This window comes from Collinsella sp. TF06-26, assembly GCF_002232035.1.
Taxonomy (GTDB): Bacteria; Actinomycetota; Coriobacteriia; order Coriobacteriales; family Coriobacteriaceae; genus Collinsella.
In genome coordinates this window covers 1-22583 of record NZ_NKXR01000022.1, presented here as the reverse complement: position 1 = coordinate 22583, position 22583 = coordinate 1, and the positions used below count along the sequence as shown (strand labels likewise).

Below are 22583 nucleotides of genomic sequence, written 5' to 3'. Positions count from 1 at the left end.
GTGGTTTAAAGCTGGCCGCTGCGCGGCCAGCAGACTAAAGTCTTGAAAAAGAAGCCGCCCCAATAAAAAGGGGCGGCATCAAGTAAGTCTATTTATTAGCGTCCCTCAAGACCCAACGAGAACGCAGAAATGTAGCCCGGGGCTTACCCTTTCCCGAACGCGACCCTCGCGAAGCGCGTGAGCGGGCGGGAAAGGGTAAGCCCCGGGCGGACAATTAAGTGCGTTACTCGGCAGCGGCCTTGAACTTGTTGTAGTTGATCAGACAGCCGGCCTTGACGATGGCACGTTCTTCGGCCGTCATATCGGCAATGTAGAGCACAATCTGCTCGACCGCACCATCGGCGCGCACCACGTAGGCGGCGATGTCCTTTAGGTCGCCATCGAGCGCGGCACGGATGCCCGGCACAAAGACGTAGTCGCCCACCTCAAAGCTGGGCTCGGCCTCCATCTGGAAGGGCACCATGCCCCAGTTCATCACGTTGGAGCGATAGCGCTTGGTGGCGTACTCGTGAACGATGTTGGCCAGGCCGCCGATCACGCGCTGGCAGCTCGCGGCCTGCTCGCGGGCAGAACCGTCGCCCGGCTTCTTGGCATAGAGCATGGAGCCGTACTCGGTCGCCTTGGCATCGGCCGCGACACCCGCGCCAGCCAGTGCCTCAAACACGCCGGCAAGCTCGGCATCGAGCGCCGCCAGGTCACCCGCGGCCTCGCCGGCCACGCGACGCTTCTCCACGGCGTCGACCTCCTTGGAACGACCGACGTAGGCCGGATCGCGGCGGCTCAGCGTAAACTCGGCCAGGCCCAGCGGGTTGGAGCGGAAGGAGCTCGTCTCGCCCGAAGGAATGAGCTCGTCGGTCGTAGTGACCGGGTCCATGATCTTGGAGCACACCTTGAGCAGAATGTCGTCGCCGAGAGGCTCCATCGCGGGCCACGGCTTGATGTTGGGGCCTTCGACCAGCTCGTCGGCAGGCTCCGCCTTGCCAAAGCCCCAGTACACGCGCTTCTTGTACGGCGCGTCGTCGAAGGTGTACTCGCAAGCCTCGTCCCAGGTGTCCTCGGGCAGGTCGGTCGCCGGCGTCAGGATGCCGCCGTTGGCAGCCGTCGCCGCAATGGAACGGGCGTCCATCAGAGCCACGGCGCTCAGCTGGCCATTGCCCGGCTTGGAGCCCTCGCGGTTGGGGAAGTTGCGCGTAGTGTGGCGGATCGACAGGCCGTTGTTGGCGGGCGTGTCGCCGGCACCGAAGCACGGGCCGCAGAATGCCGTGCGCACGATCGCGCCGGCCTCCATAAGGTCGTAGATATAGCCGCGGCGTGTAAGCTCGAGTGCCACGGGCTGGCTCGTGGGATAGACCGACAGCGAGAACTCGCCGCAGCCGGTGTTGGCGCCCTTGAGCACGCGGGCAGCCTGGACCACGGAGTCGTAGTTGCCGCCCGAGCAGCCGGCGATAACGCCCTGCTGCACGTGCAGCTTGCCGTCGACAATCTTGTCGAGCAGGCTAAAGTGCGTCTTGCCCTCGCCGATCTTAGCGGCCTCGAGCTCCACCTCGTGAAGGATGTCCTCGAGGTTCTCGTTGAGCTCGTCAATCTCAAAGCCGTTGGAAGGATGGAACGGCAGCGCAATCATGGGCTTGATGCTCGACAGATCGACCTCGACGCAGCCGTCGTAGTAGGCAACATCGGCAGGCTTGAGCTCGCGGTAGTCGTCGCCGCGGCCGTGCATGGCCAGGAATGCGTGCGTGTCCTCGTCGGTGGCCCAGATGCTCGACAGACAGGTGGTCTCGGTGGTCATGACGTCGACGCCGTTGCGGTAGTCGGTCGTCATGCTCGCGATGCCGGGGCCCACAAACTCCATGACCTTGTTCTTGACGTAGCCCTTGGCAAAGACAGCGCGGATGATGGCGAGCGCCACATCGTGCGGGCCGACGCCGGGGCGCGGGGCACCCGTGAGGTAGATGGCGACGACGCCGGGATAGGCGACGTCGTAGGTGTCGCGCAGCAGTTGCTTTGCCAGCTCGCCGCCGCCCTCGCCCACGGCCATAGTGCCCAGAGCGCCGTAGCGGGTGTGCGAGTCGGAACCCAGGATCATCTTGCCGCAGCCCGCGAAGTTCTCACGCATAAAGGAGTGGATAACGGCGATATGCGGCGGAACGAAGATGCCACCGTACTTCTTGGCGGCCGAGAGACCGAAAACGTGGTCGTCCTCGTTGATGGTGCCGCCCACGGCGCACAGCGAATTATGGCAGTTGGTGAGCACGTAAGGCAGCGGGAACTGCTCCATGCCCGAGGCGCGCGCCGTCTGGATGATGCCGACAAAGGTGATGTCGTGGCTCGCCATGGCGTCGAAGCGAATCTTGAGTGCCTCGGGATCTCCGGACGTATTGTGTGCCTGGAGGATCGAATACGCGATGGTGCCGCGCTTGGCATCCTCGGGCGTCTGCGTAATACCGCGCTCGGCAGCCTCGGCCGCAGGCACAACCTCGCTGCCGCCGCGCAGGTAGATGCCGTCCTCGTACAGCTTGACCATACTGTCTCCCACTCTGCCCAAAACGATTTGGGCGCATAGCATACATTCGTTCAATATCGTGCCATAGAACGGTTGCGAGTGGGTTACGAATCTGCACGTTCACTTTATCTCAGTAAAGCAAAGAACGAGTTGGGTGCCGGGGGCAGACTTAGACGCCGAAATGACGAGAGTGGATAATCTCCCACTTTGAGCCTGCAAACAGGCCAAAAACGGGAGATTATCACTCTCATTCTGCGGGCACTCATTTAAGTCTGTCCCCAATGAGTGCCCGGCAGCGTCGGCGGAGCTATAGGTCGCTACCCGTACCTAGCAGCTTGCGCATGACTTGCTCGGGGTTGACCGAGCCGTCGCGCGGGGCCAGGGCGGTGATCTTCTTCTGCATCTTGTACTCGTGCAGCTCGTCCTCGAGCTGGCGCACGCGTGCGCGGAGTTTTTCGTTCTCGCGCTCGCGCTCCTCGGCACGCTCCTTCATATCGAGGATGCGCACCACGCCGGCAAGGTTGATGCCCTCGTCAGTCAGCTGGTTGATGAGCTCCAGGCGCTCGATATCGGCACGCGAATACAGACGCGTGTTGCCGCCCGAGCGCTGGGGGTTCACCAGGCCCTTGGACTCGTAGACGCGCAGAGTCTGCGGATGCATGCCGGTCAGCTCGGCCGCCACGCTGATCATGTACAGCGGTTTGTTCCTATTGTCCTCGGCCATGCTACCTGACCCCTTTCCGTCTCGTTATCGTCCATCATAAGCCCGCGGGCGCGGGTGTGCGCCACGACCGCCCTAGTACGTCGCCTTGTAACGGTTGACCTTCTCGCGATAATCGCGCGTGTCGACCTCGCGCAGCTTGGTCATGGCATCGCGCTCGTCATCGGATAGGTTCGTGGGGACCTGCACCTTGATCTCGACGAGCAGCGCGCCCGTACGGCCACGGTGCTTAACGTCGGGCGCCCCCATTTCCTTAAAGCGGAACTTCTTGCCCGTCTGGGTACCCGCGGGCACCTTCAGACGAACCGTCGCACCGCCGGGCGTCGGCACGTCCACCGTGCAGCCGAGCGCCGCCTCGTAGACCGAGACCGGTACCTCCATGGTCACGTCGGCACCTTTACGCTTAAACAGCGGATGCTCCTCCACGTGCGTGGTCACGACCAGGTCGCCGCGCTCGCCGCCGGCAACGCCATACTCGCCGCGACGTTTGTAGCGCAGCTTGCCGCCGTCGACCGCGCCCGCGGGCACCGAGACCGTAATGGTCTGCTGTTCGCCCGTCGAGGGAATGCGGTAGGTGACCTTGTGCGTCACGCCGCGAAACGCGTCCTCGGCCGTCACATCGACGGTCAGCGACAGGTCGCCGCCCTTGCGAGCGCGGCTGCGACCCGCGCCGGCACCGGCGTTACCCGCAGCCCCGGCAAAGCCCGAGCCCCAATCGCTGCCCCAGGCGCCGTTGCCGCTAAAGATGCTGTCGAAGATATCGCCCCAGCCGCTGGCGCCCGCGCCGGCACCGTAGCCGCCGCCATACGCGCCGCCTGCGCCCGGCATGCCGCCGAACATGAGCATCTGGTCGTACTCTTTGCGCTTCTTCTCGTCCGAAAGCGTCTCGTAGGCCTCGCTAATCTCCTTAAACTTAGCCTCGTCGCCGCCGGCATCGGGGTGATATTTTTGCGCGAGCTTGCGAAACGCGCTCTTGATCTCTTTGTCGGAGGCGCTCTTGGATACGCCCAGGATGTCATAGAAGGTTTTGCCTGCAGCCATCGTAGCTCCTCTCCTGTTACGTCCGCCGCCCCTGCGGACGGCGGCTCATGCTTTCATATGGCACTAGGTCAGAAAGGGCCCCGGGTGTTGCCCCGGGGCCCTTCTCAATTACTCCTCGGTGCTCTCAGCCGTATCGGCCGCAGCATCCTCGGGCGCCGCTTCGGGCTCCGGTGCGGGGCGCTTCTCGCCACCGTAGGTCACCGTCACCATCGCGGAACGCAGAATGCGATCCGCCATGCGGTAGCCCTTCTGGTACACGTCGTTGACGGTCTCGTCGTACTGCGATGCGTCCTCGACGCGACCCACAGCCTGGTGCTCGAGCGGATCGAACGCCTCGCCCTTGGGGTCGATGGGCTCAACGCCCTCGTGTGCAAACACGTCGAGCAGCTTGGCATGAACCGCATCGACGCCGTCGACGAACTGCTTAAAGTCGTCAGAAAGCTCTTGGCTGCGGGCATGGTCGATCGCGCGCTCGATATCGTCGACCACCGGCAGCAGCGCAGTGACGAGCTTCTCGGTCGCGCGCTCGCGCTCGGCGATACGTTCATTAGCAGTGCGGCGACGGAAGTTCTCCCAGTCGGCCTGCAGACGGGCGGTACGCTCGGTGGCGTCCTTTGCCTTGTCCTCGGCGGCCTTCTGGGCCTCTGCCGCAGCATCGAGCTCGCTGCGCACGTCGGCAAGCTCCTTTTGGGCCTGCTCGAACTTGAGCTTAAAGTCGTTGTCGGCGGCTTCCTCACCGGCGCGGATAGCGGCTTCCACCATCTCGTCCTCGGTCATCGTCGCCTCCTTGTTGGAATCCTCTACCTGGTTCTCGGCAGCCTCGGCGGCCTCGGCCTCGTTGGCCTCGGTATCGTCGACGGCCTCTACGGGAATCTTCACGTCCTTCTCCTCAGAGTCAACGGGGGCGGCGCCAGCGGCGGCCGCCTCCGTGCGAGCTTTACGGGCGGACATGATTACTTGTCCTCGTCGTCCACAACCTCGTAGTCGGCGTCGACAACGTCATCGTCGGCAGGCTGGGCACCGGCGGCGCCGTCGGTCTGCTGCTGAGCGTCGGCGTAGACAACCTGAGCCAGCTCGTAGGCTACGGACTGCAGGGACTCGCCAGCGGCCTTGATAGCCTCGACGTCAGAGCCCTCGAGCGCCTTCTTGGCGTCGGCGATAGCGGACTCGGCCTTGGACTTCACGTCGGCGGAAACCTTGTCGCCCAGCTCGTTGAGGGTCTGCTCGGTGGAGTAGCACAGGCTGTCGGTCTGATTGCGAACCTCGACCTCTTCCTTCTGCTTCTTGTCCTCCTCGGCATGAGCCTCGGCGTCCTTGACCATACGATCGACTTCGTCGTCGGACAGAGCGGTGGAGCCGGAAATGGTGATCTGCTGCTCCTTGCCGGTGCCCTTGTCCTTAGCGGAGACCTTGACGATGCCGTTGGCGTCGATGTCGAAGGTGACCTCGATCTGCGGCACGCCGCGGCGGGCAGCCGGGATGCCGGTCAGCTGGAACTTACCGAGCGACTTGTTATCGCGGGCAAGCTCGCGCTCGCCCTGGAGCACGTTGATCTCGACGCTGGTCTGGTTGTCGGCAGCGGTGGAGTAGACCTCGGTCTTGGAGGTCGGGATCGTGGTGTTGCGGTCGATCATCTTGGTCATGATGCCGCCCATGGTCTCGACGCCCAGCGACAGCGGGGTAACGTCGAGCAGCAGGATGCCCTCGACGTCGCCGGTGAGCACGCCGCCCTGGACGGCAGCGCCGTCGGCAACGACCTCGTCGGGGTTCACGGACATGTTGGGCTGCTTGCCGGTCATGGTCTTGACCAGATCCTGGACGGCGGGCATACGGGTGGAGCCGCCGACGAGGATGACCTCGGTCAGATCGGAGAGCTTGAGCTTAGCGTCGCGCAGGGCGTTGGTGACAGGCTGCTTGCAGCGCTCGAGCAGGTCGCGGGTGATCTTCTCGAACTCGGCGCGGGTCAGCGTGTAGTTGAGGTGCAGCGGGCCGGACTGGTTCATGGTGATGAACGGCAGGTTGATGGTGGACTGCTGGGCTGCGGAGAGCTCCTTCTTGGCGTTCTCGGCGGCCTCCTTCAGACGCTGCAGGGCCATGGGGTCCTGACGCAGGTCGACACCGTTCTCCTGCTGGAACTTGTCAGCCATCCAGTCGATGACGCGCTGATCCCAGTCGTCGCCGCCCAGGTGGTTGTCGCCCGAGGTGGACAGAACCTCAAACACGCCGTCGGCGAGGTCGAGGATGGAGACGTCGAAGGTACCGCCGCCCAGGTCGAAGACCAGAATGCGCTGGTCGGTGCCCTGCTTGTCCAGGCCATAGGCCAGAGCAGCAGCGGTCGGCTCGTTGACGATACGCTTGACGTTAAGGCCGGCGATCTTACCGGCATCCTTGGTGGCCTGACGCTGGGCGTCGTTGAAGTAGGCCGGGACGGTGATGACGGCGTCGGTGACGGTCTCGCCCAGATACTTCTCGGCGTCGGCCTTCATCTTTGCGAGCGTCATGGCGCTCACCTGCTCGGCGGTGTAATCCTTGCCCTCGATATCGACGACGGCACGGCCACCCTGGCCCTCCTTGACCTCATACGGCACGGTCTTGATCTCGGAGGTGCACTCGGAGTACTTGCGGCCCATGAAGCGCTTGATGGAAAACACGGTGTTCTTGGGGTTGGTGACAGCCTGGTTCTTAGCGGCCTTACCCACGACGCGGTCGCCGTCAGCACGGAAGCCCACGACAGACGGGGTGGTGCGGTCGCCCTCGGCGTTCACGATAATGGTCGGAGAACCGCCCTCGAGGACGGCCATAGCGGAGTTAGTAGTACCAAGGTCGATACCAAGAATCTTACTCATTAGAAATTCCCTCTCTCTTTTGCGTTCGCGCCGCCTCGACGGTCTGTCGTGTGGCGCTTCGGCTTGTCTTTCAGGATGTAGTGTATCCCCTTATGGGCCGGAATATACAAAATCTAAGTCAATTCATATAAGATTTCTTATCTCTGAGAGTTTAGGTTCTCAAATGCGCAGGTAGATGCACTGTTTGAGTTCTCGGCAGATCTATTGAGATCTATGTAGAGATGGCTGAGGCTTGGGTCCGAAGGTGTCTGGAGCTGCCTTGCGGAAAGCTCGTCCCGTTTTGAGAGCTGATACCGGGTCGCAGTTTCCGCTAGCGGGCCCAACCGGAAACTGCGACCCGGTTTTCGGCCAAATAACGGGATGCCCTTTCCGCAGGCGCGCTCAATAGGTCAATATTACAAGTCACCTATAGCTAACATTTGCGCAGCTCAACGGCCCCACCTGCGCGTTTTTTAGTAAACCTTGGCATACTCGGCGAACGGTATGAAGATGCCGGCCAGAGGGTATTGCAAACGGTCGCTCCCGTGGTATGTTTTTGCCCGAATCAAACCGGCGCGCATCGCCTGTAGCGTCGGTCAACAGAGAGGAAACTACCATGGCTCATCCCGTAATTGATGCCGACGAGTGCATCGCTTGTGGCGTTTGCGTCGACTCCTGCCCCGCTGGCGTTCTGGAGCTCCAGGACGTCGCTACCGTCGCCGACGAGGACTCCTGCGTCGCCTGTGGCGCTTGCCAGGACGCTTGCCCCGCTGGCGCGATCACCGAGATCGTCGAGGAGTAACAACTCCCCCACTTGCACACTCAAAAGTACACCGTGCACAAAAAAGGAGGCTTCCGCATCGCCGCGGAGGCCTCCTTTTGTTTGTACAGGCAGCTAATTGGGGACGGGGCTACCTTGGCAGTTGCGGTGGAATAGTTCCTGGCTCATTGCTTAGGTGCCGATTGTAGGAACTATTTCACCGCAACTTATATAGACAGTATCGGGTTAGGACAAATCATCCTCGTAGGGCATTAAATCGGCAAGGTAGCCCTTCTCCTTGAGTATGGCCTCGATCTCGTCGAGGGTCTGCTCGTCCTCCGCCGCGATGCGATGGAAGTGGTAGCCGCTCGTCACCGTTAGTAGTGGAAAGCTCTTGCCGCTCTCGATATCGTGCAGGTAGCGCTCAACATCGCGACGATTGCGGATGTCCAGGTCGGCCGTGATCTTGCCGTACACACGATGGTTGACGATCACGTTGAGCACGGCGCCACCCGCGTCGACGATACTCGTAAGCTCGTCGCCCGCCTGCTCCACGCCGTGGCGCACCTTAACAAGACGCGTGGGCACGGCGGGGCTACTCGCGGCTTCCTGCAGCACGTAGCCGCGGTTGGTCGCCACGATATCGTGCCCATCGGCACGCAACAGGGCAATATCCTGAACCACGACCTGACGGCTCACGCCAACCTCGCGGGCAAGTGCGCTGCCCGAAACGGGCTCCTTGGCTCCTTCGAGCACGCCCATGATGGCACGGCGACGCTCGCGGGCGTTCATTATTTACCGTCCAGCAGACGTAGGTGCTTAAGCGAGAGGTCGAGGATCGGCGCAGAGTGCGTCAGGGCGCCCGAGCTAATATAGTCGACACCCAGATCGGCCAGGGCGCGAATGTTGCTGGCGTCCACGTTGCCCGAGCACTCGGTCTTGGCGCGGCCATCGATAAGCTCAATCGCGGCAGCCATGTCGTCGTGGGTCATGTTGTCGAACATGATGATGTCGGCGCCGGCTTCCACGGCCTCGCGCACCATGTCCAGGTTCTCGCACTCGATCTCGACCGTCGTGGTAAACGATGCATGGGCGCGCGCCATCTCGATCGCACGCGTCACGCCACCGGCGGCATCGATGTGGTTGTCCTTGAGCATGACGGCTGTCGACAGGTTGTAGCGATGGTTGCTGCCGCCGCCGATCTCAACCGCCGCCTTCTCGAAAACGCGCATGCCCGGCGTGGTCTTGCGTGTGTCGACAAGCACGGTCTTGGTACCCTCGAGCGCCGCTGCCATTCTGTGCGTATAGGTAGCGATACCGCTCATGCGCTGCAGGTAGTTGAGCGCCACGCGCTCGCCCGAAAGCAGCACGCGCGCATCGCCGCGCACCTGGCCCACGTGGTCGCCGGCGTGCACCTCGTCACCGTCGGCAACATCAAACAGCACCGAGCTCTGCGAATCCAGCAGCTCAAAGGTGCGGGCGAACACATCCAAGCCCGCGATGATGCCATCGGCCTTGGCGATGAGCTCCACCGTGGCGGGGCGCGCCGTGGGGCACACGCTCGCCGTGCTCACGTCCTCAAACGTAATGTCCTCGCGTAGAGCCTGCAGAATCAGATCATCGACGACGAGCTTCATGGTAATGGGATTCATGGTCTACTCCTCCACGGCCTGCGTGCCGGCGGCACGGGCCAAATCATCGATTGCCAGGGAGTCGGCGCTCAGGGCGCGATGACGCCCGTCGAGCGCGGGCTCGCCCGCCTGCTCCACGGCGAGCGACTCGCCGGTGCGCATGTACCACGCGGCGCGACGACCCCAGACCAGCGCCTCGAGCAGGCTGTTGGAAGCCAGGCGATTCTTGCCGTGCACGCCGTTGCAGGCCGTCTCACCGGCTGCGTAGAGCTCGGGCATCGAGGTGCGGCCGTCCTTGTCGACCCACACGCCGCCCATAAAGTAGTGCTGCGTAGGCGTAACGGGGATGGGCTCGTCCAAGATGTCGCGGCCGTCCTCCAAGCAGCGTGCGCGAATGTTGGCAAAGTGCCCGGTCACTACATCGCGCTCGACGGGGGCAAAGCTCAGCCACTCGTGCTCGGTACCGTCCCGCTTCATCTGCTCGCGAATAGCGGCAGCGACCACATCGCGCGGCTGAAGCTCGTCGGTAAAGCGCTCACCGGCGGCGTTGAGCAAAATCGCGCCCTCGCCGCGGCAGCTCTCGCTGATCAGGAAGGTGCGGCCTGGCTGCGGCGAGAACAGTCCCGTGGGGTGGATCTGCACGTAGTCCAGGTGCTCCATCTTAATGCCATGCTCCTGAGCGATGTAGCAGGCATCGCCCGTGAGCTGCGGATAGTTGGTCGAGTGGTCGTATATGCCGCCGATGCCGCCCGTTGCCCACAGCGTGTGGCGGGCATGGATCTTAAACGGCTCGCCGGCATGCGCGCCCTCGGCGGCATTTATCAGCTCGTCGGCGGGGCGGACCGAGTTGTCCTCGTCCACGGGAACGGCGACGACACCGGCACACACCGTGGCGCCGTCACGCTCGCCCGTCAGGATGTCGGTCATGGCCACGTGCTCCAAAATCTGCACGTTATCCAGTTTGCGAACGGCCTGAAGCAGCTTGGTCGTGATCTCCTTGCCCGTAATGTCGGCATGGAAGGCAATGCGGGGGCGGCTGTGCGCACCCTCGCGGGTAAAGTCGAGGCTGCCGTCGGCCCTGCGCTCAAAGTCCACGCCCATCGCCAGCAGGTCGTTGATGACCGAGCGGCTCGAGCGGATCATGATGTCGACGCTCTCGCGGCGGTTCTCGTAGTGGCCGGCGTGCATGGTGTCCTCAAAGAAGGCATCGTAGTCCGAGCCCTCGGGCAGCACGCAAATGCCGCCCTGCGCGAGCATCGAATCGCACTCGTCGACAGCGCCCTTGGAGAGCATGATCACGCGCGTGCTCGTCGGCAGATTGAGGGCCGCGTACAGGCCCGCCACGCCGCAACCGGCAATGACAACGTCGCACTCCATGTCGGGGTATTGTTTGGTTTCCACAGGAATCCTCTCCCTTGTTATGTGACATAAGGGACTGTCCCTCATGTCACATTGGCTTAGCGCGCCGCGTACTCGAGCATGCGGTCGAGCGTAAGTTTGGCCTGGTCGGCGGCCTCGTCCGACACGCCGATCTGCACCTCGCCCTCGCCCGTCTCCAGGCAGCGCACGAGTTTTTCGAGCGTGATGAGATCCATGTTGACGCAGGTGGGCTGCACCGCGGGGAAGTAGAACTTTTTGCCGGTGCCCTCGCAGCGGCGCTCGAGCTCGTAGAGCACGCCGCGGACCGTCACGATAATGAACTCGCTCGCGTCGGACTCCTCGGCGTACTTGATGATGCCGGCGGTGGAGCCGATGTAGTCGGCCTCGGCCAAGACGTCGGCCTTGCACTCAGGATGCGCTAGCACGAGCGCGTCGGGGTGGGCCTCCGTCGCGTCAACGATCTGCTCGACGGTGATGATGTGATGGCGCGGGCAGTAGCCGTTGTTGAGGATGACGTGCTTTTGGGGCACCTGCTCGGCTACGAAGCGGCCCAGGTTCTGGTCGGGAATGAACAAGATGTGCTGCTGCGGCAGCTCGGAGACGATCTTGACGGCGTTTGAGCTGGTAACGCACACGTCACTCCAGCTCTTGATCTCGACCGTGGAGTTGACGTAGCAGACCACGGCCAGGTCGTCGCCGTACTCGGCGCGCGCCGCATCGACCGTCTCGCGCTTGACCATGTGCGCCATGGGACAGTCCGCGCCCGGCTCGGGCAGCAGCACGGTCTTGGTGGGATTGAGCAGCTTGGCGCTCTCGCCCATAAACTCCACGCCGCACAGCACGATGGTCTGCTGCGGCAGGCTCTTGGCAAGCTTTGCCAGGTAGAAGCTGTCGCCGACGTAATCGGCCACAGCCTGAACCTCGGGCGCCACGTAATAGTGCGCCAGGATCACCGCGTCGCGTTGGGTTTTAAGTTGCTGAATGGCCTCGACGAGCTCTGCGGGCACCAGTGCCGCGCGCTCCGTTGCCGTCGTTGCCGATGCTAGGCCGGCCGCGATATCGCGTGCAAGCTCCGACGCATCCATGTTCGCGCTCTGTGCCATCAAGGCCCCTCTCTTTTGGCGAATCTTGGGGCTTTAGTATGACACCTAGGTTTACAGCTGACAAGACAGCTGTAAACCTAGGTGTAAAGTTGAAATAAAGATTCGACCATGCGGCAAGTCCATATTCGAACTGGCAAGCTGAGGATAGCCGAGCTCTCGATAGCGCAGGAGGCATCTTTCGCCACCGCAATTCCGCTCGGCGCGAGTTGCACGCCGTGGGGCGCAAACGGGACACGCCTCCGCGAGCGGTCCGCACCCAATGTGGCAAAATCGAACTACTAAGGGGGCTCAGAATGCTCAAGATTATTGCCTGCGACGATGACGTCGCTTTTCTAGATAGGCTGCACCGAATGATCGACCGTTGGTCGACCGAGACGGGCACGGCGGTCGATGTTGCGCTCGTTACGCGCGGCGAGGACCTGCTGGCGCGCCACGCCGCGTCGCGCGCCGACATCATCCTGCTCGACATGATCATGCCGCTCGTCAACGGCATGGACACCGCGCGCGAATTGCGCCAGGCCGACACCGCCGTGCGTCTGGTGTTTCTCACCTCATCGCCCGAGTTTGCACTGGAGTCCTACGAGGTCCGCGCCTTCGACTATCTGCTCAAGCCCGTGACTTACGAACGCCTGGCGCAGTTACTCGACGAGCTTTCGAGCATGCGCCCGGCGGCAACCGACGAGCTCGTGATCAAAACGTCCTTTGGCTACCACGCCCTGCACCTGTCCGACATCGAATATGCCGAGGCGCGCAACAAGCACGTGGTCTTCCACCTGCGCGACGGACGCGATATCGAGGCACTCGAGTCGTTCCGCAGCGTCGAGGACCGTTTGGCGCAAAATGCCATCTTCTTTAAATGCCACCGTAGCTACCAGGTCAACTTGCGCAACATCGACCACTTCGATCGCACGGACATCGTCATGCGCTCCGGCGCGTGCATTCCGCTGTCGCGCAGCAGCAAGCAGGGGTTCCAAGACGCCTACTTTGCGGTGCGCTTTGAGGGCGGGAGGCGCTGATGATCTCCTCGGTCGAAATGGTCCTTTGGGCAATCCACCACGCCACAACGCTACTCTTTGGCGTCTTTGCCTCGGCGGCGCTGTGCGGTATCGAAATCAATCGACGCCATGCACTCGAGTTGGTGGGGGTCGGAGCCGCAACCGGCGCTGCCTTTTCGATCGCCAATGTCGTTGGCGGAGAGCTTTTTGCCCGTCAGGTCTATCCGCTCGTCGTGCACCTGCCGCTTACCGTCTACTTGTGTGCGCGCTACCGCCTGAGCCCGCTGCTCGCGGCATTGGGCGTCACCAGCGCCTATCTGAGCTGTCAGTTCAGCAATTGGATGGGTATCGCCGCCTTTGCCGCAACCAATTCTCAGATTGCGTACTATCTGGCACGCATCGCTACCACGCTCGGCGTCTTTGCCGTCCTGCTGCATTGGGCCGGCGACATTGGACCCCGCCTGGCGATTAAAAGCCCCACCGAGCTGGGCATCCTTTTAATCCTGCCGCTCGTCTATTACATCTTTGACTACGCCACCAACGTCTACACCACGCTGTTCCACTCGGGCTCGGTGGTGACGGTTGAGTTTTTGGCATTTGCGCTCTGTGCCTTCTATCTTATGTTTCTTGCCGTTTACCTGCGCGAATACGAAGAAAAGGAGACCGCCGAGCGAGAGCGCTGGATGCTCGAAACCCGCGACAGCGCCGCCATCAAAGAGCTCGAGGCTTGGCGTCAATCTGGGCGCGAGCTGTCAATTCTTCGCCACGACATGCGCCACTTCCTACGCGGCCTGGGCGCTTTAATTGAGGAAGGCCACACCGACGAGGCGCTCAAACGCATCGACGAACTCTGCGAAGCCGGCGATCGCACCGCCGTACGCCGCTTCTGCGCCAACGAGACCGTAAACATTGCGCTTTCGTCATTCAACTCGGATATCAATAGAAACGGCATTACCGCCAACCTGCGCGCCGCCGTACCCGAAACCGTCCACGTAGGCGACGCCGACCTGTTTAGCGTGCTCTCGAATGCCTTGGAAAACGCTATCACCGCCGCAAGCGCCGCGCCCCAAGGAAAGCGATTCGTCGACTTTGACCTGCGATTGGAGGACAGCCAGCTGCTGCTGTTGGTTTCCAACACGTTTGACCGCGCGCCGCGCATGGTCGACGGCATGCCCGTAGCCGCGCACACCGGGCACGGCTTTGGAACCAAGAGCATTAAGCTTGCCGTCGAACGCATGAACGGCAACTGCCAGTTCCGCATTAACGGCGATCGGTTTGAGCTGCGCGCTGTGATGTAAGGGCGCGGGCGCGACGGATTTGCGTTCCGCGGGTACGGCTCGCCCGCTCGGGGTCGTTTGTCGACGCGGGCTCGCTACAGCGGAGCGGCCGCCGGGGTCAGCTGCTTGATGTAGGCCCACATGCGCTGCTTAGCGGCCTTGTCGGTGAGTGCCGCCTCAAAGCCGTCGAGCGCGAGCACGCGGCGGCCCTGCACATGGGCGACCAGGCCGGGCTTGAGCATGGCGGTGTCGAAGTCATCGATCGCCACGAGCATATCGGCGTAGGTCTCGCGCATGGCGTCAGCCGCGTTGTTGTCGAGCAGCAGCACCGCCTCGGGGTCCAAGGCCTCAAGTGCCTCGCGGAACAGCTCGCACGGCAGCGTCTCGCCCACCGCGACCGCTCCGTCACCCACGCCGGCGACGCTTGCCAGCACGCAAAAATCCTCGGGCGCGTAGCCGATGGCCCCAAGCGCCTTGCGCAACGCCGCACCGTCCGGACCGGCAGCCAGCTCGCCGCCCGAGCGCTCGGCCTCGTCCAAATCGCCTTTGACCAGAACGATCGGCGAGCACGCGTTGCCCGCGATGCGCACGCCACGGCCCACAAGCGATGCGAGCTCCTGCTCGGCGGCCTGGGCGATGACTTCTTTTTTCTGGCTTTGTGACGTGGACATGCGCTCTCCAATCGTTTGCGTGCCCACCATTATATAAAAGAGCTGCCCGCGAGTGGTTGCTTTGCGGGCGGCTGGGTATAAGCACGGTCGTACTGAGTTTTACGCGGCCGAGCCGCGTCGCATTATGGAGGTCACCATGGCTGACATTAATCAGATTACCCCCGAGAACTTCGATTCCATCGTTAACGACAGCCTGCCCGTGCTGGTCGATTTTTGGGCACCCTGGTGCGGGCCCTGTCGATCCCTCTCGCCCATCGTTGACGAGGTTGCCGATGAGCTGGCGGGCAAGCTTGCCGTTGCCAAATGCAACGTCGACGACAACCAGGACCTGGCCATGAAGTATGGCGTCATGAGCATCCCCACGCTGATTGTGTTTAAGAACGGCGAAGAGATTGACCGCTCGGTTGGCGCTCTGCCCAAGGCGAGGCTGCAGGCGCTGCTGGAAAAGCATCTGTAATACGCTTGTTACTTACCCGCCGTCCATGAGCGGTTTTGCACCGCTCGCCGGACTGCCGGGTGCGGCGCGTGCGACCACGGATAGTATGGTAGTTACAAACAGCCCCCAGTGAACGGGTGCGAGTCGCACAGACTCGCACCCGTTTTCTTATGCAGCTGCGCACAGAGTGGGCGTAGTAAAATCTGAACCACTGAACTGCCCCATACAAAAGGAGATTTCCCATGCATGATGTTGGAATGAACATGAGCCAGCTTGCCATGAGCGTCAAGCAGGTCGACGACACCATCGAGCTCGCTCACGAATGGAGCCATCAGTTGCTGCATGCGACCGAAAATTTTGACATGGAGCGCATCGGCGCCAAGCTCGAAGCAGCCATGGCCGCGTTGCACGAGGCGCATGACGCGCTCGAGGGCTACGAGGAAGCCATCGAGGCCGACCACAACTCCGTCGGCTCCGTGAAGCTGGTGTAAGGTGGCCGAACACGAGCACGGCTGCGGGTACGAGCACGAGCATCCGCACGGGGCGGACGGCGACGCGGGCTGCCACTGTAGTGGCTCCGGCTCCGAGCTGGTCCGTTTTTCGGTTACCGCACCGGACGACCTGCTGCGCCGTTTCGACGAACAGATCGCGCGCCGCGGCGACGTGGCCAACCGCTCCGAGGCCGTGCGCGACCTGATTCGCGCCTCGATCGCCAAGGAGCAGATGCGCACGCCCAATGAGCATGTTATCGGGTCGCTCACCATGATCTACGACCACCATACCGGCGACCTGACGCGCCGTCTGGACGAAGTGCAGCACGACTACACCGACGAGATCGTATCGACCATGCACGTGCATCTGGATCACCACAACTGCTTGGAGATTCTGGCGCTCAAGGGTCGCGGCGAGCGCGTCTACGAACTAGCCGACCGTCTGCTGGGCCTGCGCGGCGTTAAGCACGGCGAGCTCACGTGCGCCGCCACCAAGCAGAGCCTGGGGCTGTAGCGCACCTGTCCCTATTTGGTCGGTTTTGATGAGGGGTGTCGCATGCGACATGTGCATATTCATGTAACGGGCATTGTGCAGGGCGTTGGCATGCGGCCGTTTGTGTATCGCGAGGCCATGGCGCATGGCATTTGCGGATGGGTGCTCAACGCGGGCGACGGCGTGCATATCGAGGCGCACGCCCGTGCCGAGGCGGTTGACGGATTTGTCGCTGCTCTTTCTGAGCATGCGCCCGCGGCGGCTCGCGTTGAGCGAGTCGATATTGCGGATTTGAAGCCTAGCGGCTGGAGCGCTGCCGATGAGCAGGGCTTTCGTATTGTGGCATCGCAGGACCAGACCGCGCACACGACGCTCGTCTCGCCCGATATCGCCACCTGCGATGATTGTCTGCGCGAGTTGTTCGACCCCGCCGATCGGCGCTATCACTACCCTTTTATCAACTGTACCAACTGCGGACCGCGCTTTACCATCATCCGGTCGCTGCCTTATGACCGAGCGGCCACGTCGATGAATTGTTTTCCCATGTGTCCTGAGTGTGCCGCGGAGTATGCCGACCCACTCGACCGGCGTTTTCACGCGCAGCCCGATGCCTGCTTTGATTGCGGGCCGCATATCACGTGGCGCGAAGCGAGCGTGGGCGGTGAGCCGGGCGAAGCCGCCGCGTTGCCGGCCGTCGGCACCACACGCGAAGCCAGCGACGCTATCATCGAGCGCTGCATTGAGCTGCTGGCCGGCGGTGGCATCGTCGCCATCAAGGGCCTGGGCGGATTTCACTTGGCATGTGACGCCTCCAACGAGCAGGCGGTAGCCGAGCTTCGTCGTCGCAAACGCCGCAGCAACAAGCCGCTTGCCGTTATGGTGCGCGACCTTGCCGACGTTGAACGCCTGTGCCATGTCAACGACGTTGAGCGCGGCTTGCTGGCCGGCAGCATTCGCCCCATTGTGCTGCTGCGCCGACGTGCTGTTTGCGAGAGCGGCGGCTCCCCCGACGCCCTCGCGCTCGCGCCGTCCGTCGCGCACGACCTTCCCGAGCTCGGCGTTATGCTCCCCTACACCCCGCTTCAGCATCTGTTGCTTGCCGCAGCAGAAGCCCGCGGTGTGCACGCACTCGTCATGACCAGCGGAAACCTGAGCGAAGAGCCCATCGAGACCGATGACGACCTTGCCTGGGAGCGCCTCGTTGCCGCCGGCATTGCCGACGCGCTGCTCGGCAACGACCGCGCGATTCTCTCGCGCTACGACGACTCCGTGGTGCGCGTGGTCGATGGCGCCGCCATGCCTGTGCGTCGCGCACGCGGATATGCGCCGCAGCCGTTAGCGCTGCCGGCGCTCGACGGCGCTCCGTCCTGCGTGCTCGCCTGCGGGCCACAACAAAAGGCCACGATTGCGCTCACGCGCGAAGGGACGAACGGCGAGGCAACCTGTTTTGTGTCGCAGCATATCGGCGATGTTGAAAACGGCGGGACCTTCGATGCCTGGAACGCCGCGCGCACGCGCTTGGAAGATCTCTTTGACTTGGCGCCCGCCGCCTTGGCCTGCGATTTACACCCCAGCTATCTATCGGGCCAGTGGGCGCGCGAGCAGGCGCGAAAATGCAATCTGCCGCTCGTCGAGGTGCAGCACCATCATGCGCATATCGCGAGCGTAATGGCCGAGGCCATCGCCGCGGGCCAGCTTGCAACCGACACGCGTGTCCTTGGCATCGCCTTCGACGGCACCGGCGCCGGCACCGATGGGACCATTTGGGGCGGCGAGTTTCTTGTTGCCAGCCTTGACGGCTTTGAGCGCACCGCGCATTTGCTCACCTGGGCGCTCCCCGGCGGGGCGGCCTCCGTACGCGACGCTCGACGCAACGCCTTTGCCCTGCTCAGCGAACTCGGCCTACTCGAGCACCCAGGCGCCGCTCAGCTTTTGGACAGCCTCGACGAGCAAACGCGTAGCGTGACAGCCACCATGATCGAGCGCGGCATCAACAGCCCGCGTACCAGCAGCATGGGACGTCTCTTTGATGCCGCGGCAGCAATTCTGGGCATCTGCGACAAGGCAACCTACGAGGGCGAACCCGCCATAGAACTCGAAGCCGCCGCCTGGCGCGCATTCAGCAGTGAAAGTGCCTGCCCCACCGGCAATATGGCCAGCTTTTCCGTAACCGAATCATCCCGTCCGGACGACTGCCATGTTCTGAACTCCAGACCGCTTTTTGAGGCGCTTTTGGAGGGAATCAGGACCGGCGTGCCCGCCGGCAAGCTCGCGCTCGACTTCCATGTCGCCATCGCACGCGCGTCGGCCCGCATCGCAAGCGAGATCTGCGTCCGTGAAGACCTCGACACCGTCGCGCTCTCGGGCGGCGTGTTCATGAACCGACTTTTGCTTCGGCTCCTTACCCACGAACTCAAAGACGCCAGTCTTGCCGTCTTGGTCTCCCACGCCGTGCCCGTCAACGACGGCTGCATCGCCTACGGTCAGGCCGCCATCGCTCGCGCTCGCCTCGCGCAGACGGCATCGCGATAGGCTGTTTTGCCAGCCTGCGCGCCGCCGTCTCACAGGTGTAACGCGTTTGCTCGTGACTCCCGCGAGCGCTACCATCAACTGATGGGTAATTAGGCGCCTATCCAGCGCAAAACGTATAAAAGGGGAACATTATGTGCCTTGCCGTTCCCGGTAAAGTGGTCAAACGCGACGACGACCTTAAGGCGACCGTCGACATGATGGGCATCGAGCGCCCCGTTTCGCTGCGCCTCGTGCCGACGGCACAGGTAGGCGACTATATTCTCGTGCACGCCGGCTTTGGCATTCAGATTGTCGACGAGCAGGAGGCGCAGGAGACGCTCGACCTGGTCAACACCATGACCGAACTGGTCGAAGAAGACCAGCTGGCCACCAACCCGGCGGAGGCTTACTAGTGGCGGCCGGACAGCCGGCTCGCTCCGGTATCGACTTCTCGGCATTCCGCGATCCCAAGCTGGCTCGCGAGCTCATCGAGCACATCCGTGAACTCGTCGGCGACCGCGCCATCAACCTTATGGAAGTCTGCGGCACGCACACCGTGAGCATCGGTCGCTATGGCTTTCGCTCCATTATGCCTGCCGGGCTCAAACTGCTGAGCGGTCCGGGTTGCCCCGTCTGTGTTACCGCCAACCGCGATATCGACCATGCAATCGCGCTCGCCAAGATGGACGGCGCCATCATCACCACCTTTGGCGACATGATGCGCGTGCCCGGGTCGTCTACCTCGCTCGCCGCGCAAAAGGCGGCGGGGCGCGATATTCGCATTGTGTACTCCCCGCTCGATGCACTCGATATCGCCGAACACAACCCCGATCGCCCGGTCATCTTTATGGGCGTCGGCTTTGAGACCACGACGCCCACCATCGCCGCCGCCATCTTGGAGGCCGATGCACGCGGACTCCAGAACTTCTCGGTCTATTGCGCCCACAAGACCACGCCGCCGGCGCTGCGCGCCATCGCCAACGATCCCGAGACCACTATCGACGGCTTTATCCTTCCGGGACACGTCGCCACCATCACGGGCTTAGCCCCCTTTGACTTTTTGGTCGATGAGTTCGAGACCCCAGGCGTAGTCACCGGATTTGAGCCGGTCGATATTCTGCAGGGCATCTGCATGCTGGTCCAGATGGTTGTTGAGGGGCAGCCCGCAATCGACAACGCCTACCGCCGTGGCGTCAACGCAGACGGCAACCCCGTGGCGCGCCAGCTGGTCGAGCAGGTGTTTGAGCCATGCGACACCACGTGGCGCGGGCTGGGGCCGATTGCCAACTCGGGCCTTTCCATCCGCCCCGAGTTCTCGCGCTTTGATGCCCGCACTCGCTTTGACGTGCCCGTTGAGACGACGGTCGAGCCGCGTGGGTGCCGCTGCGGCGACGTGCTGCGCGGGGCCATTGCGCCGAGCAGCTGCCCGCTCTTTGGCCGCACCTGCACGCCCGAGCACCCCGTCGGCCCGTGCATGGTGAGCTCCGAGGGCAGCTGCGCGGCGTACTACCGCTACCGCGACTAGCCCGGACACACCCGCACACCGGCACCACCCACGATTGGAGTTTTCGATATGTCCCATAGCGTTACCGATAGCACCGTCCTGCTGGGCCACGGCTCCGGCGGCCAGATGATGAAACGCATCATCGATGAGGTCTTTTTGGATGCCTTTGGGTCGCCCGAGCTGCTTGCGGGCAACGATGCCGGTGTCGCCGTACTGCCCGCAAGCGGGCGAATCGCCATGTCGACCGACAGCTTTGTGGTAACGCCGCAGTTCTTCCCCGGCGGCAATATCGGCCGACTCGCCGTATGCGGAACCGTCAACGACGTCGCGACCTCGGGCGCTAACGTGCGCTACCTCTCATGCGGCTTTATCCTCGAAGAGGGCTATCCCATGGACAAGCTGCGCCAGATTGTGCAGACCATGGCCGAAACGGCGCGCGAGGCGGGCGTGTCCATAATCACCGGCGACACCAAGGTGGTCGAGCGTGGCGGTGCCGACGGCGTCTACATCAATACCGCCGGCGTGGGCGAGGTGCCCGCGGGCGTAGCGCTCAGCGGTGCAAACTGTCGGCCCGGCGACGCCATCCTGGTATCGGGTACGCTAGGCGACCACGGCATCGCCATCATGAGCCAGCGCGAGGGCTTGGCGTTTTCGAGCAACATCGAAAGCGACGCTGCGCCGCTCAATCATCTGATTGCCGATGTGCTCGCCGCCGCCCCCGACACCCGCTGCTTCCGCGACCCCACGCGCGGTGGCCTGGCGTCCACGCTCAACGAGTTTGCCCAGGCCAGCGGCGTTGCCATGGAGGTCGACGAGGATGCCGTGCCCGTGCGCCCCGACGTGCAGGCAGCCTGCGAGATGCTCGGCTACGATGTGTTGCAGGTGGCAAACGAGGGCAAGATGGTCGCTGTGGTGCCGGCCGAACAGGCAGATGCGGCACTGGCCGCCATGCGCGCCGCCCGCTACGGCGAGAATGCCGCTATTATCGGTCGCGTGCTGCCGCTTGCCGAGGACGCCCGCCCCGCCGTGCGCGTGCGCACCGGCTGGGGCTCGACCCGCATCCTCGACATGCTCGTAGGAGAGCAGCTGCCGAGGATTTGCTAACGACAAAGGCTCAGGGCTATTAAAGATATTCAGATTCCAAACATGCCCGGCACGCATGCCAAGTATCATGGGGTGCGTTTTACAACTCAAGCGGCAGGAGCACCCATGGCAGCAGCTTTTTCCCATGTGATCTTTGATCTGGATGGCACCATCCTCAACACGCTCGAGGACCTGGCGGCCGCCGGCAACCATACCTGCGAGACGCACGGCTGGCCCACGTTTGCCGTAGACGAGTACCGCTACAAGGTGGGAAACGGCATGCTCAAGCTGGTCGAGCGCTTTATGCCTGCCGAGTATGCGGGCGACGGCCGTATGTTTGAGCAGACGCTTGCCGAGTTTAGGGCTTACTACGGCGAGCACAAGGAGGACCACACCGCACCGTACGCCGGTACGATCGAGATGCTCGACCGCCTGCGCACCGCGGGCGTGCAGCTTGCCGTGCTCACCAACAAGGACCATGTTTCGGCCGCTCCGCTTATCGAAAAATACTTTGGTTCCGAGCGCTTTGCGCTGGTGCAGGGCCGCGTCGATGCGTTTCCTCCCAAGCCCGAGGCGCCTGTTACGCTGCATGTGATGGAAGAGCTAGGCGCCGACCCGGCAACCACGCTCTATGTGGGCGATTCCAATGTCGATGTTCTGACCGGTCACAACGCCGGCCTCAAGAGCGCCGGTGTCAGCTGGGGCTTCCGCGGCCGCGCAGAGCTGGAGTCCGCCGGCGCCGACTACGTGGTGGACACCCAAGACGAGCTCGCGGCGCTGATTCTGGGCGAGTAGCGGGGCTGTCGCTCAACACGGCTGCATAGATTCTGTCGCGCGGAAAGCGCATCCCGTTTTGCCGCCCCAGAATGGGATGCGCTTTCCGGTTGAGCCTTGTCGGGGAAACGGCATCCCGTTTCAGAGCAATATTCCGGGTCGCACTTTCCACAACCCACCCCATCCGGAAACCGCGACCCGCTATTCGGCCAAAAACCGGGCTGCATTTTCCCGAGCATTCGATGCAACGCTGGCGCAAGGAGTGTCCCCAACTGCCGGCAGAGACGATATGAGCAGGACATAAAACATTGAGAGCCCCTGCTGCATGAAAGACCGCGGATTAGGCCGACAATGGTGAGTGTCTAATTCAGCCGCGGCGGCCAC

At 62.8% G+C, this 22583-nt stretch carries 21 protein-coding genes; 11 read left to right on the top strand and 10 right to left on the bottom strand.

The genetic code is table 11. From position 1 onward, the window contains the following. Positions 1–223 precede the first annotated feature (223 nt). The 5 genes from CHY22_RS09535 to dnaK all read right to left on the bottom strand — a co-directional run bounded on the left by CHY22_RS09535 (position 224) and on the right by dnaK (position 7111). Positions 224–2524: a hydratase gene (locus CHY22_RS09535; protein ID WP_089573644.1), complete on the bottom strand. Its 2301-nt coding sequence runs from the start codon at positions 2522–2524 to the stop codon at positions 224–226. 286 nt (positions 2525–2810) lie between these two features. Beyond that, complete coding sequence (locus CHY22_RS09530) at positions 2811–3227, bottom strand: helix-turn-helix transcriptional regulator (RefSeq protein WP_089573643.1); 417 nt, start codon at positions 3225–3227, stop codon at positions 2811–2813. Between the two features lie 72 nt (positions 3228–3299). Beyond that, positions 3300–4265 carry a DnaJ C-terminal domain-containing protein gene (locus CHY22_RS09525; RefSeq protein ID WP_089573642.1) on the bottom strand — a complete coding sequence of 322 codons (966 nt, stop codon included), beginning with the start codon at positions 4263–4265 and terminating at the stop codon, positions 3300–3302. Between the two features lie 108 nt (positions 4266–4373). Beyond that, positions 4374–5216: a nucleotide exchange factor GrpE gene (locus CHY22_RS09520; RefSeq protein ID WP_089573641.1), complete on the bottom strand. Its 843-nt coding sequence runs from the start codon at positions 5214–5216 to the stop codon at positions 4374–4376. A gap of 2 nt (positions 5217–5218) precedes the next feature. Continuing rightward, a complete protein-coding gene (gene dnaK, locus CHY22_RS09515) occupies positions 5219–7111 on the bottom strand; it encodes a molecular chaperone DnaK (RefSeq protein ID WP_089573640.1) in 1893 nt (630 codons plus the stop codon). A 595-nt stretch (positions 7112–7706) separates the two neighbouring features. Here dnaK and CHY22_RS09510 point away from each other — a divergent pair. Then, the gene (locus CHY22_RS09510) at positions 7707–7892 is read left to right on the top strand and encodes a 4Fe-4S binding protein (RefSeq protein ID WP_006235216.1); all 186 of its coding nucleotides are present in this window, start codon (positions 7707–7709) and stop codon (positions 7890–7892) included. Positions 7893–8096: 204 nt separating this feature from the next. Here the strand turns inward: CHY22_RS09510 and CHY22_RS09505 are convergent, their stop codons facing one another. From CHY22_RS09505 to nadA, 4 genes are read right to left on the bottom strand one after another with little or no spacing between them, the layout of a single operon-like run. Beyond that, complete coding sequence (locus CHY22_RS09505; protein ID WP_089573639.1) at positions 8097–8642, bottom strand: transcription repressor NadR; 546 nt, start codon at positions 8640–8642, stop codon at positions 8097–8099. Beyond that, positions 8642–9502, bottom strand: coding sequence for a carboxylating nicotinate-nucleotide diphosphorylase (nadC, locus tag CHY22_RS09500; protein ID WP_089573638.1), 861 nt, complete (start codon positions 9500–9502; stop codon positions 8642–8644). The genes CHY22_RS09505 and nadC overlap by 1 nt, the downstream gene beginning before the upstream one ends. 3 nt (positions 9503–9505) lie before the next feature. Then, positions 9506–10882 carry an FAD-binding protein gene (locus CHY22_RS09495; RefSeq protein ID WP_233502882.1) on the bottom strand — a complete coding sequence of 459 codons (1377 nt, stop codon included), beginning with the start codon at positions 10880–10882 and terminating at the stop codon, positions 9506–9508. Positions 10883–10938: 56 nt separating this feature from the next. Then, positions 10939–11964 carry a quinolinate synthase NadA gene (gene nadA, locus CHY22_RS09490; RefSeq protein ID WP_089573637.1) on the bottom strand — a complete coding sequence of 342 codons (1026 nt, stop codon included), beginning with the start codon at positions 11962–11964 and terminating at the stop codon, positions 10939–10941. A 293-nt stretch (positions 11965–12257) separates the two neighbouring features. On the opposite strand from nadA, the gene CHY22_RS09485 reads away from it, so the two are divergent. Beyond that, the gene (locus tag CHY22_RS09485; protein ID WP_089573636.1) at positions 12258–12980 is read left to right on the top strand and encodes a LytTR family DNA-binding domain-containing protein; all 723 of its coding nucleotides are present in this window, start codon (positions 12258–12260) and stop codon (positions 12978–12980) included. Beyond that, complete coding sequence (locus tag CHY22_RS09480) at positions 12980–14257, top strand: GHKL domain-containing protein (protein ID WP_089573635.1); 1278 nt, start codon at positions 12980–12982, stop codon at positions 14255–14257. The genes CHY22_RS09485 and CHY22_RS09480 overlap by 1 nt, the downstream gene beginning before the upstream one ends. A gap of 74 nt (positions 14258–14331) precedes the next feature. Here CHY22_RS09480 and CHY22_RS09475 read toward each other — a convergent pair whose 3' ends face one another. Then, the gene (locus tag CHY22_RS09475; RefSeq protein ID WP_089573634.1) at positions 14332–14907 is read right to left on the bottom strand and encodes a hypothetical protein; all 576 of its coding nucleotides are present in this window, start codon (positions 14905–14907) and stop codon (positions 14332–14334) included. A gap of 136 nt (positions 14908–15043) precedes the next feature. Between CHY22_RS09475 and trxA the strand changes: the two genes are divergently transcribed. The 8 genes from trxA to CHY22_RS09435 all read left to right on the top strand — a co-directional run bounded on the left by trxA (position 15044) and on the right by CHY22_RS09435 (position 22220). Then, positions 15044–15364, top strand: coding sequence for a thioredoxin (gene trxA, locus CHY22_RS09470; protein ID WP_022093990.1), 321 nt, complete (start codon positions 15044–15046; stop codon positions 15362–15364). 221 nt (positions 15365–15585) lie between these two features. Beyond that, on the top strand, positions 15586–15834 hold the full coding sequence (locus CHY22_RS09465) for a hypothetical protein (protein WP_006235225.1): 249 nt from the start codon (positions 15586–15588) through the stop codon (positions 15832–15834). Between the two features lies 1 nt (position 15835). Further along, positions 15836–16348 carry a nickel-responsive transcriptional regulator NikR gene (gene nikR / locus CHY22_RS09460; RefSeq protein ID WP_199408792.1) on the top strand — a complete coding sequence of 171 codons (513 nt, stop codon included), beginning with the start codon at positions 15836–15838 and terminating at the stop codon, positions 16346–16348. 42 nt (positions 16349–16390) lie between these two features. Further along, on the top strand, positions 16391–18859 hold the full coding sequence (hypF, locus tag CHY22_RS09455; protein WP_089573633.1) for a carbamoyltransferase HypF: 2469 nt from the start codon (positions 16391–16393) through the stop codon (positions 18857–18859). A 131-nt stretch (positions 18860–18990) separates the two neighbouring features. Continuing rightward, positions 18991–19251, top strand: a complete 261-nt coding sequence (locus CHY22_RS09450) for a HypC/HybG/HupF family hydrogenase formation chaperone (RefSeq protein WP_089573632.1) — start codon at positions 18991–18993, stop codon at positions 19249–19251. Beyond that, positions 19251–20363 (top strand): hydrogenase formation protein HypD, encoded by a 1113-nt coding sequence (hypD, locus tag CHY22_RS09445; protein ID WP_233502883.1) that lies wholly within the window; start codon positions 19251–19253, stop codon positions 20361–20363. Before CHY22_RS09450 ends, hypD begins: the two co-directional genes overlap by 1 nt. A 48-nt stretch (positions 20364–20411) precedes the next feature. After that, complete coding sequence (gene hypE, locus CHY22_RS09440; RefSeq protein WP_089573631.1) at positions 20412–21446, top strand: hydrogenase expression/formation protein HypE; 1035 nt, start codon at positions 20412–20414, stop codon at positions 21444–21446. Positions 21447–21551: 105 nt separating this feature from the next. Next, the gene (locus CHY22_RS09435) at positions 21552–22220 is read left to right on the top strand and encodes an HAD family hydrolase (RefSeq protein ID WP_089573630.1); all 669 of its coding nucleotides are present in this window, start codon (positions 21552–21554) and stop codon (positions 22218–22220) included. The last annotated feature ends 363 nt before the right edge of the window (positions 22221–22583 follow it).

Coding starts and splice junctions, on each gene's coding strand:
- CHY22_RS09475 (WP_089573634.1), bottom strand. CDS start 14,907: ATGTCCACGTCACAAAGCCAGAAAAAAGAAGTCATCGCCCAGGCCGCC.
- CHY22_RS09525 (WP_089573642.1), bottom strand. CDS start 4,265: ATGGCTGCAGGCAAAACCTTCTATGACATCCTGGGCGTATCCAAGAGC.
- nadA (WP_089573637.1), bottom strand. CDS start 11,964: ATGGCACAGAGCGCGAACATGGATGCGTCGGAGCTTGCACGCGATATC.
- dnaK (WP_089573640.1), bottom strand. CDS start 7,111: ATGAGTAAGATTCTTGGTATCGACCTTGGTACTACTAACTCCGCTATG.
- CHY22_RS09535 (WP_089573644.1), bottom strand. CDS start 2,524: ATGGTCAAGCTGTACGAGGACGGCATCTACCTGCGCGGCGGCAGCGAG.
- CHY22_RS09480 (WP_089573635.1), top strand. CDS start 12,980: ATGATCTCCTCGGTCGAAATGGTCCTTTGGGCAATCCACCACGCCACA.
- CHY22_RS09485 (WP_089573636.1), top strand. CDS start 12,258: ATGCTCAAGATTATTGCCTGCGACGATGACGTCGCTTTTCTAGATAGG.
- CHY22_RS09505 (WP_089573639.1), bottom strand. CDS start 8,642: ATGAACGCCCGCGAGCGTCGCCGTGCCATCATGGGCGTGCTCGAAGGA.
- hypF (WP_089573633.1), top strand. CDS start 16,391: ATGCGACATGTGCATATTCATGTAACGGGCATTGTGCAGGGCGTTGGC.
- nadC (WP_089573638.1), bottom strand. CDS start 9,502: ATGAATCCCATTACCATGAAGCTCGTCGTCGATGATCTGATTCTGCAG.
- CHY22_RS09435 (WP_089573630.1), top strand. CDS start 21,552: ATGGCAGCAGCTTTTTCCCATGTGATCTTTGATCTGGATGGCACCATC.
- hypE (WP_089573631.1), top strand. CDS start 20,412: ATGTCCCATAGCGTTACCGATAGCACCGTCCTGCTGGGCCACGGCTCC.
- CHY22_RS09510 (WP_006235216.1), top strand. CDS start 7,707: ATGGCTCATCCCGTAATTGATGCCGACGAGTGCATCGCTTGTGGCGTT.
- CHY22_RS09450 (WP_089573632.1), top strand. CDS start 18,991: ATGTGCCTTGCCGTTCCCGGTAAAGTGGTCAAACGCGACGACGACCTT.
- CHY22_RS09520 (WP_089573641.1), bottom strand. CDS start 5,216: ATGTCCGCCCGTAAAGCTCGCACGGAGGCGGCCGCCGCTGGCGCCGCC.
- CHY22_RS09530 (WP_089573643.1), bottom strand. CDS start 3,227: ATGGCCGAGGACAATAGGAACAAACCGCTGTACATGATCAGCGTGGCG.
- CHY22_RS09465 (WP_006235225.1), top strand. CDS start 15,586: ATGCATGATGTTGGAATGAACATGAGCCAGCTTGCCATGAGCGTCAAG.
- trxA (WP_022093990.1), top strand. CDS start 15,044: ATGGCTGACATTAATCAGATTACCCCCGAGAACTTCGATTCCATCGTT.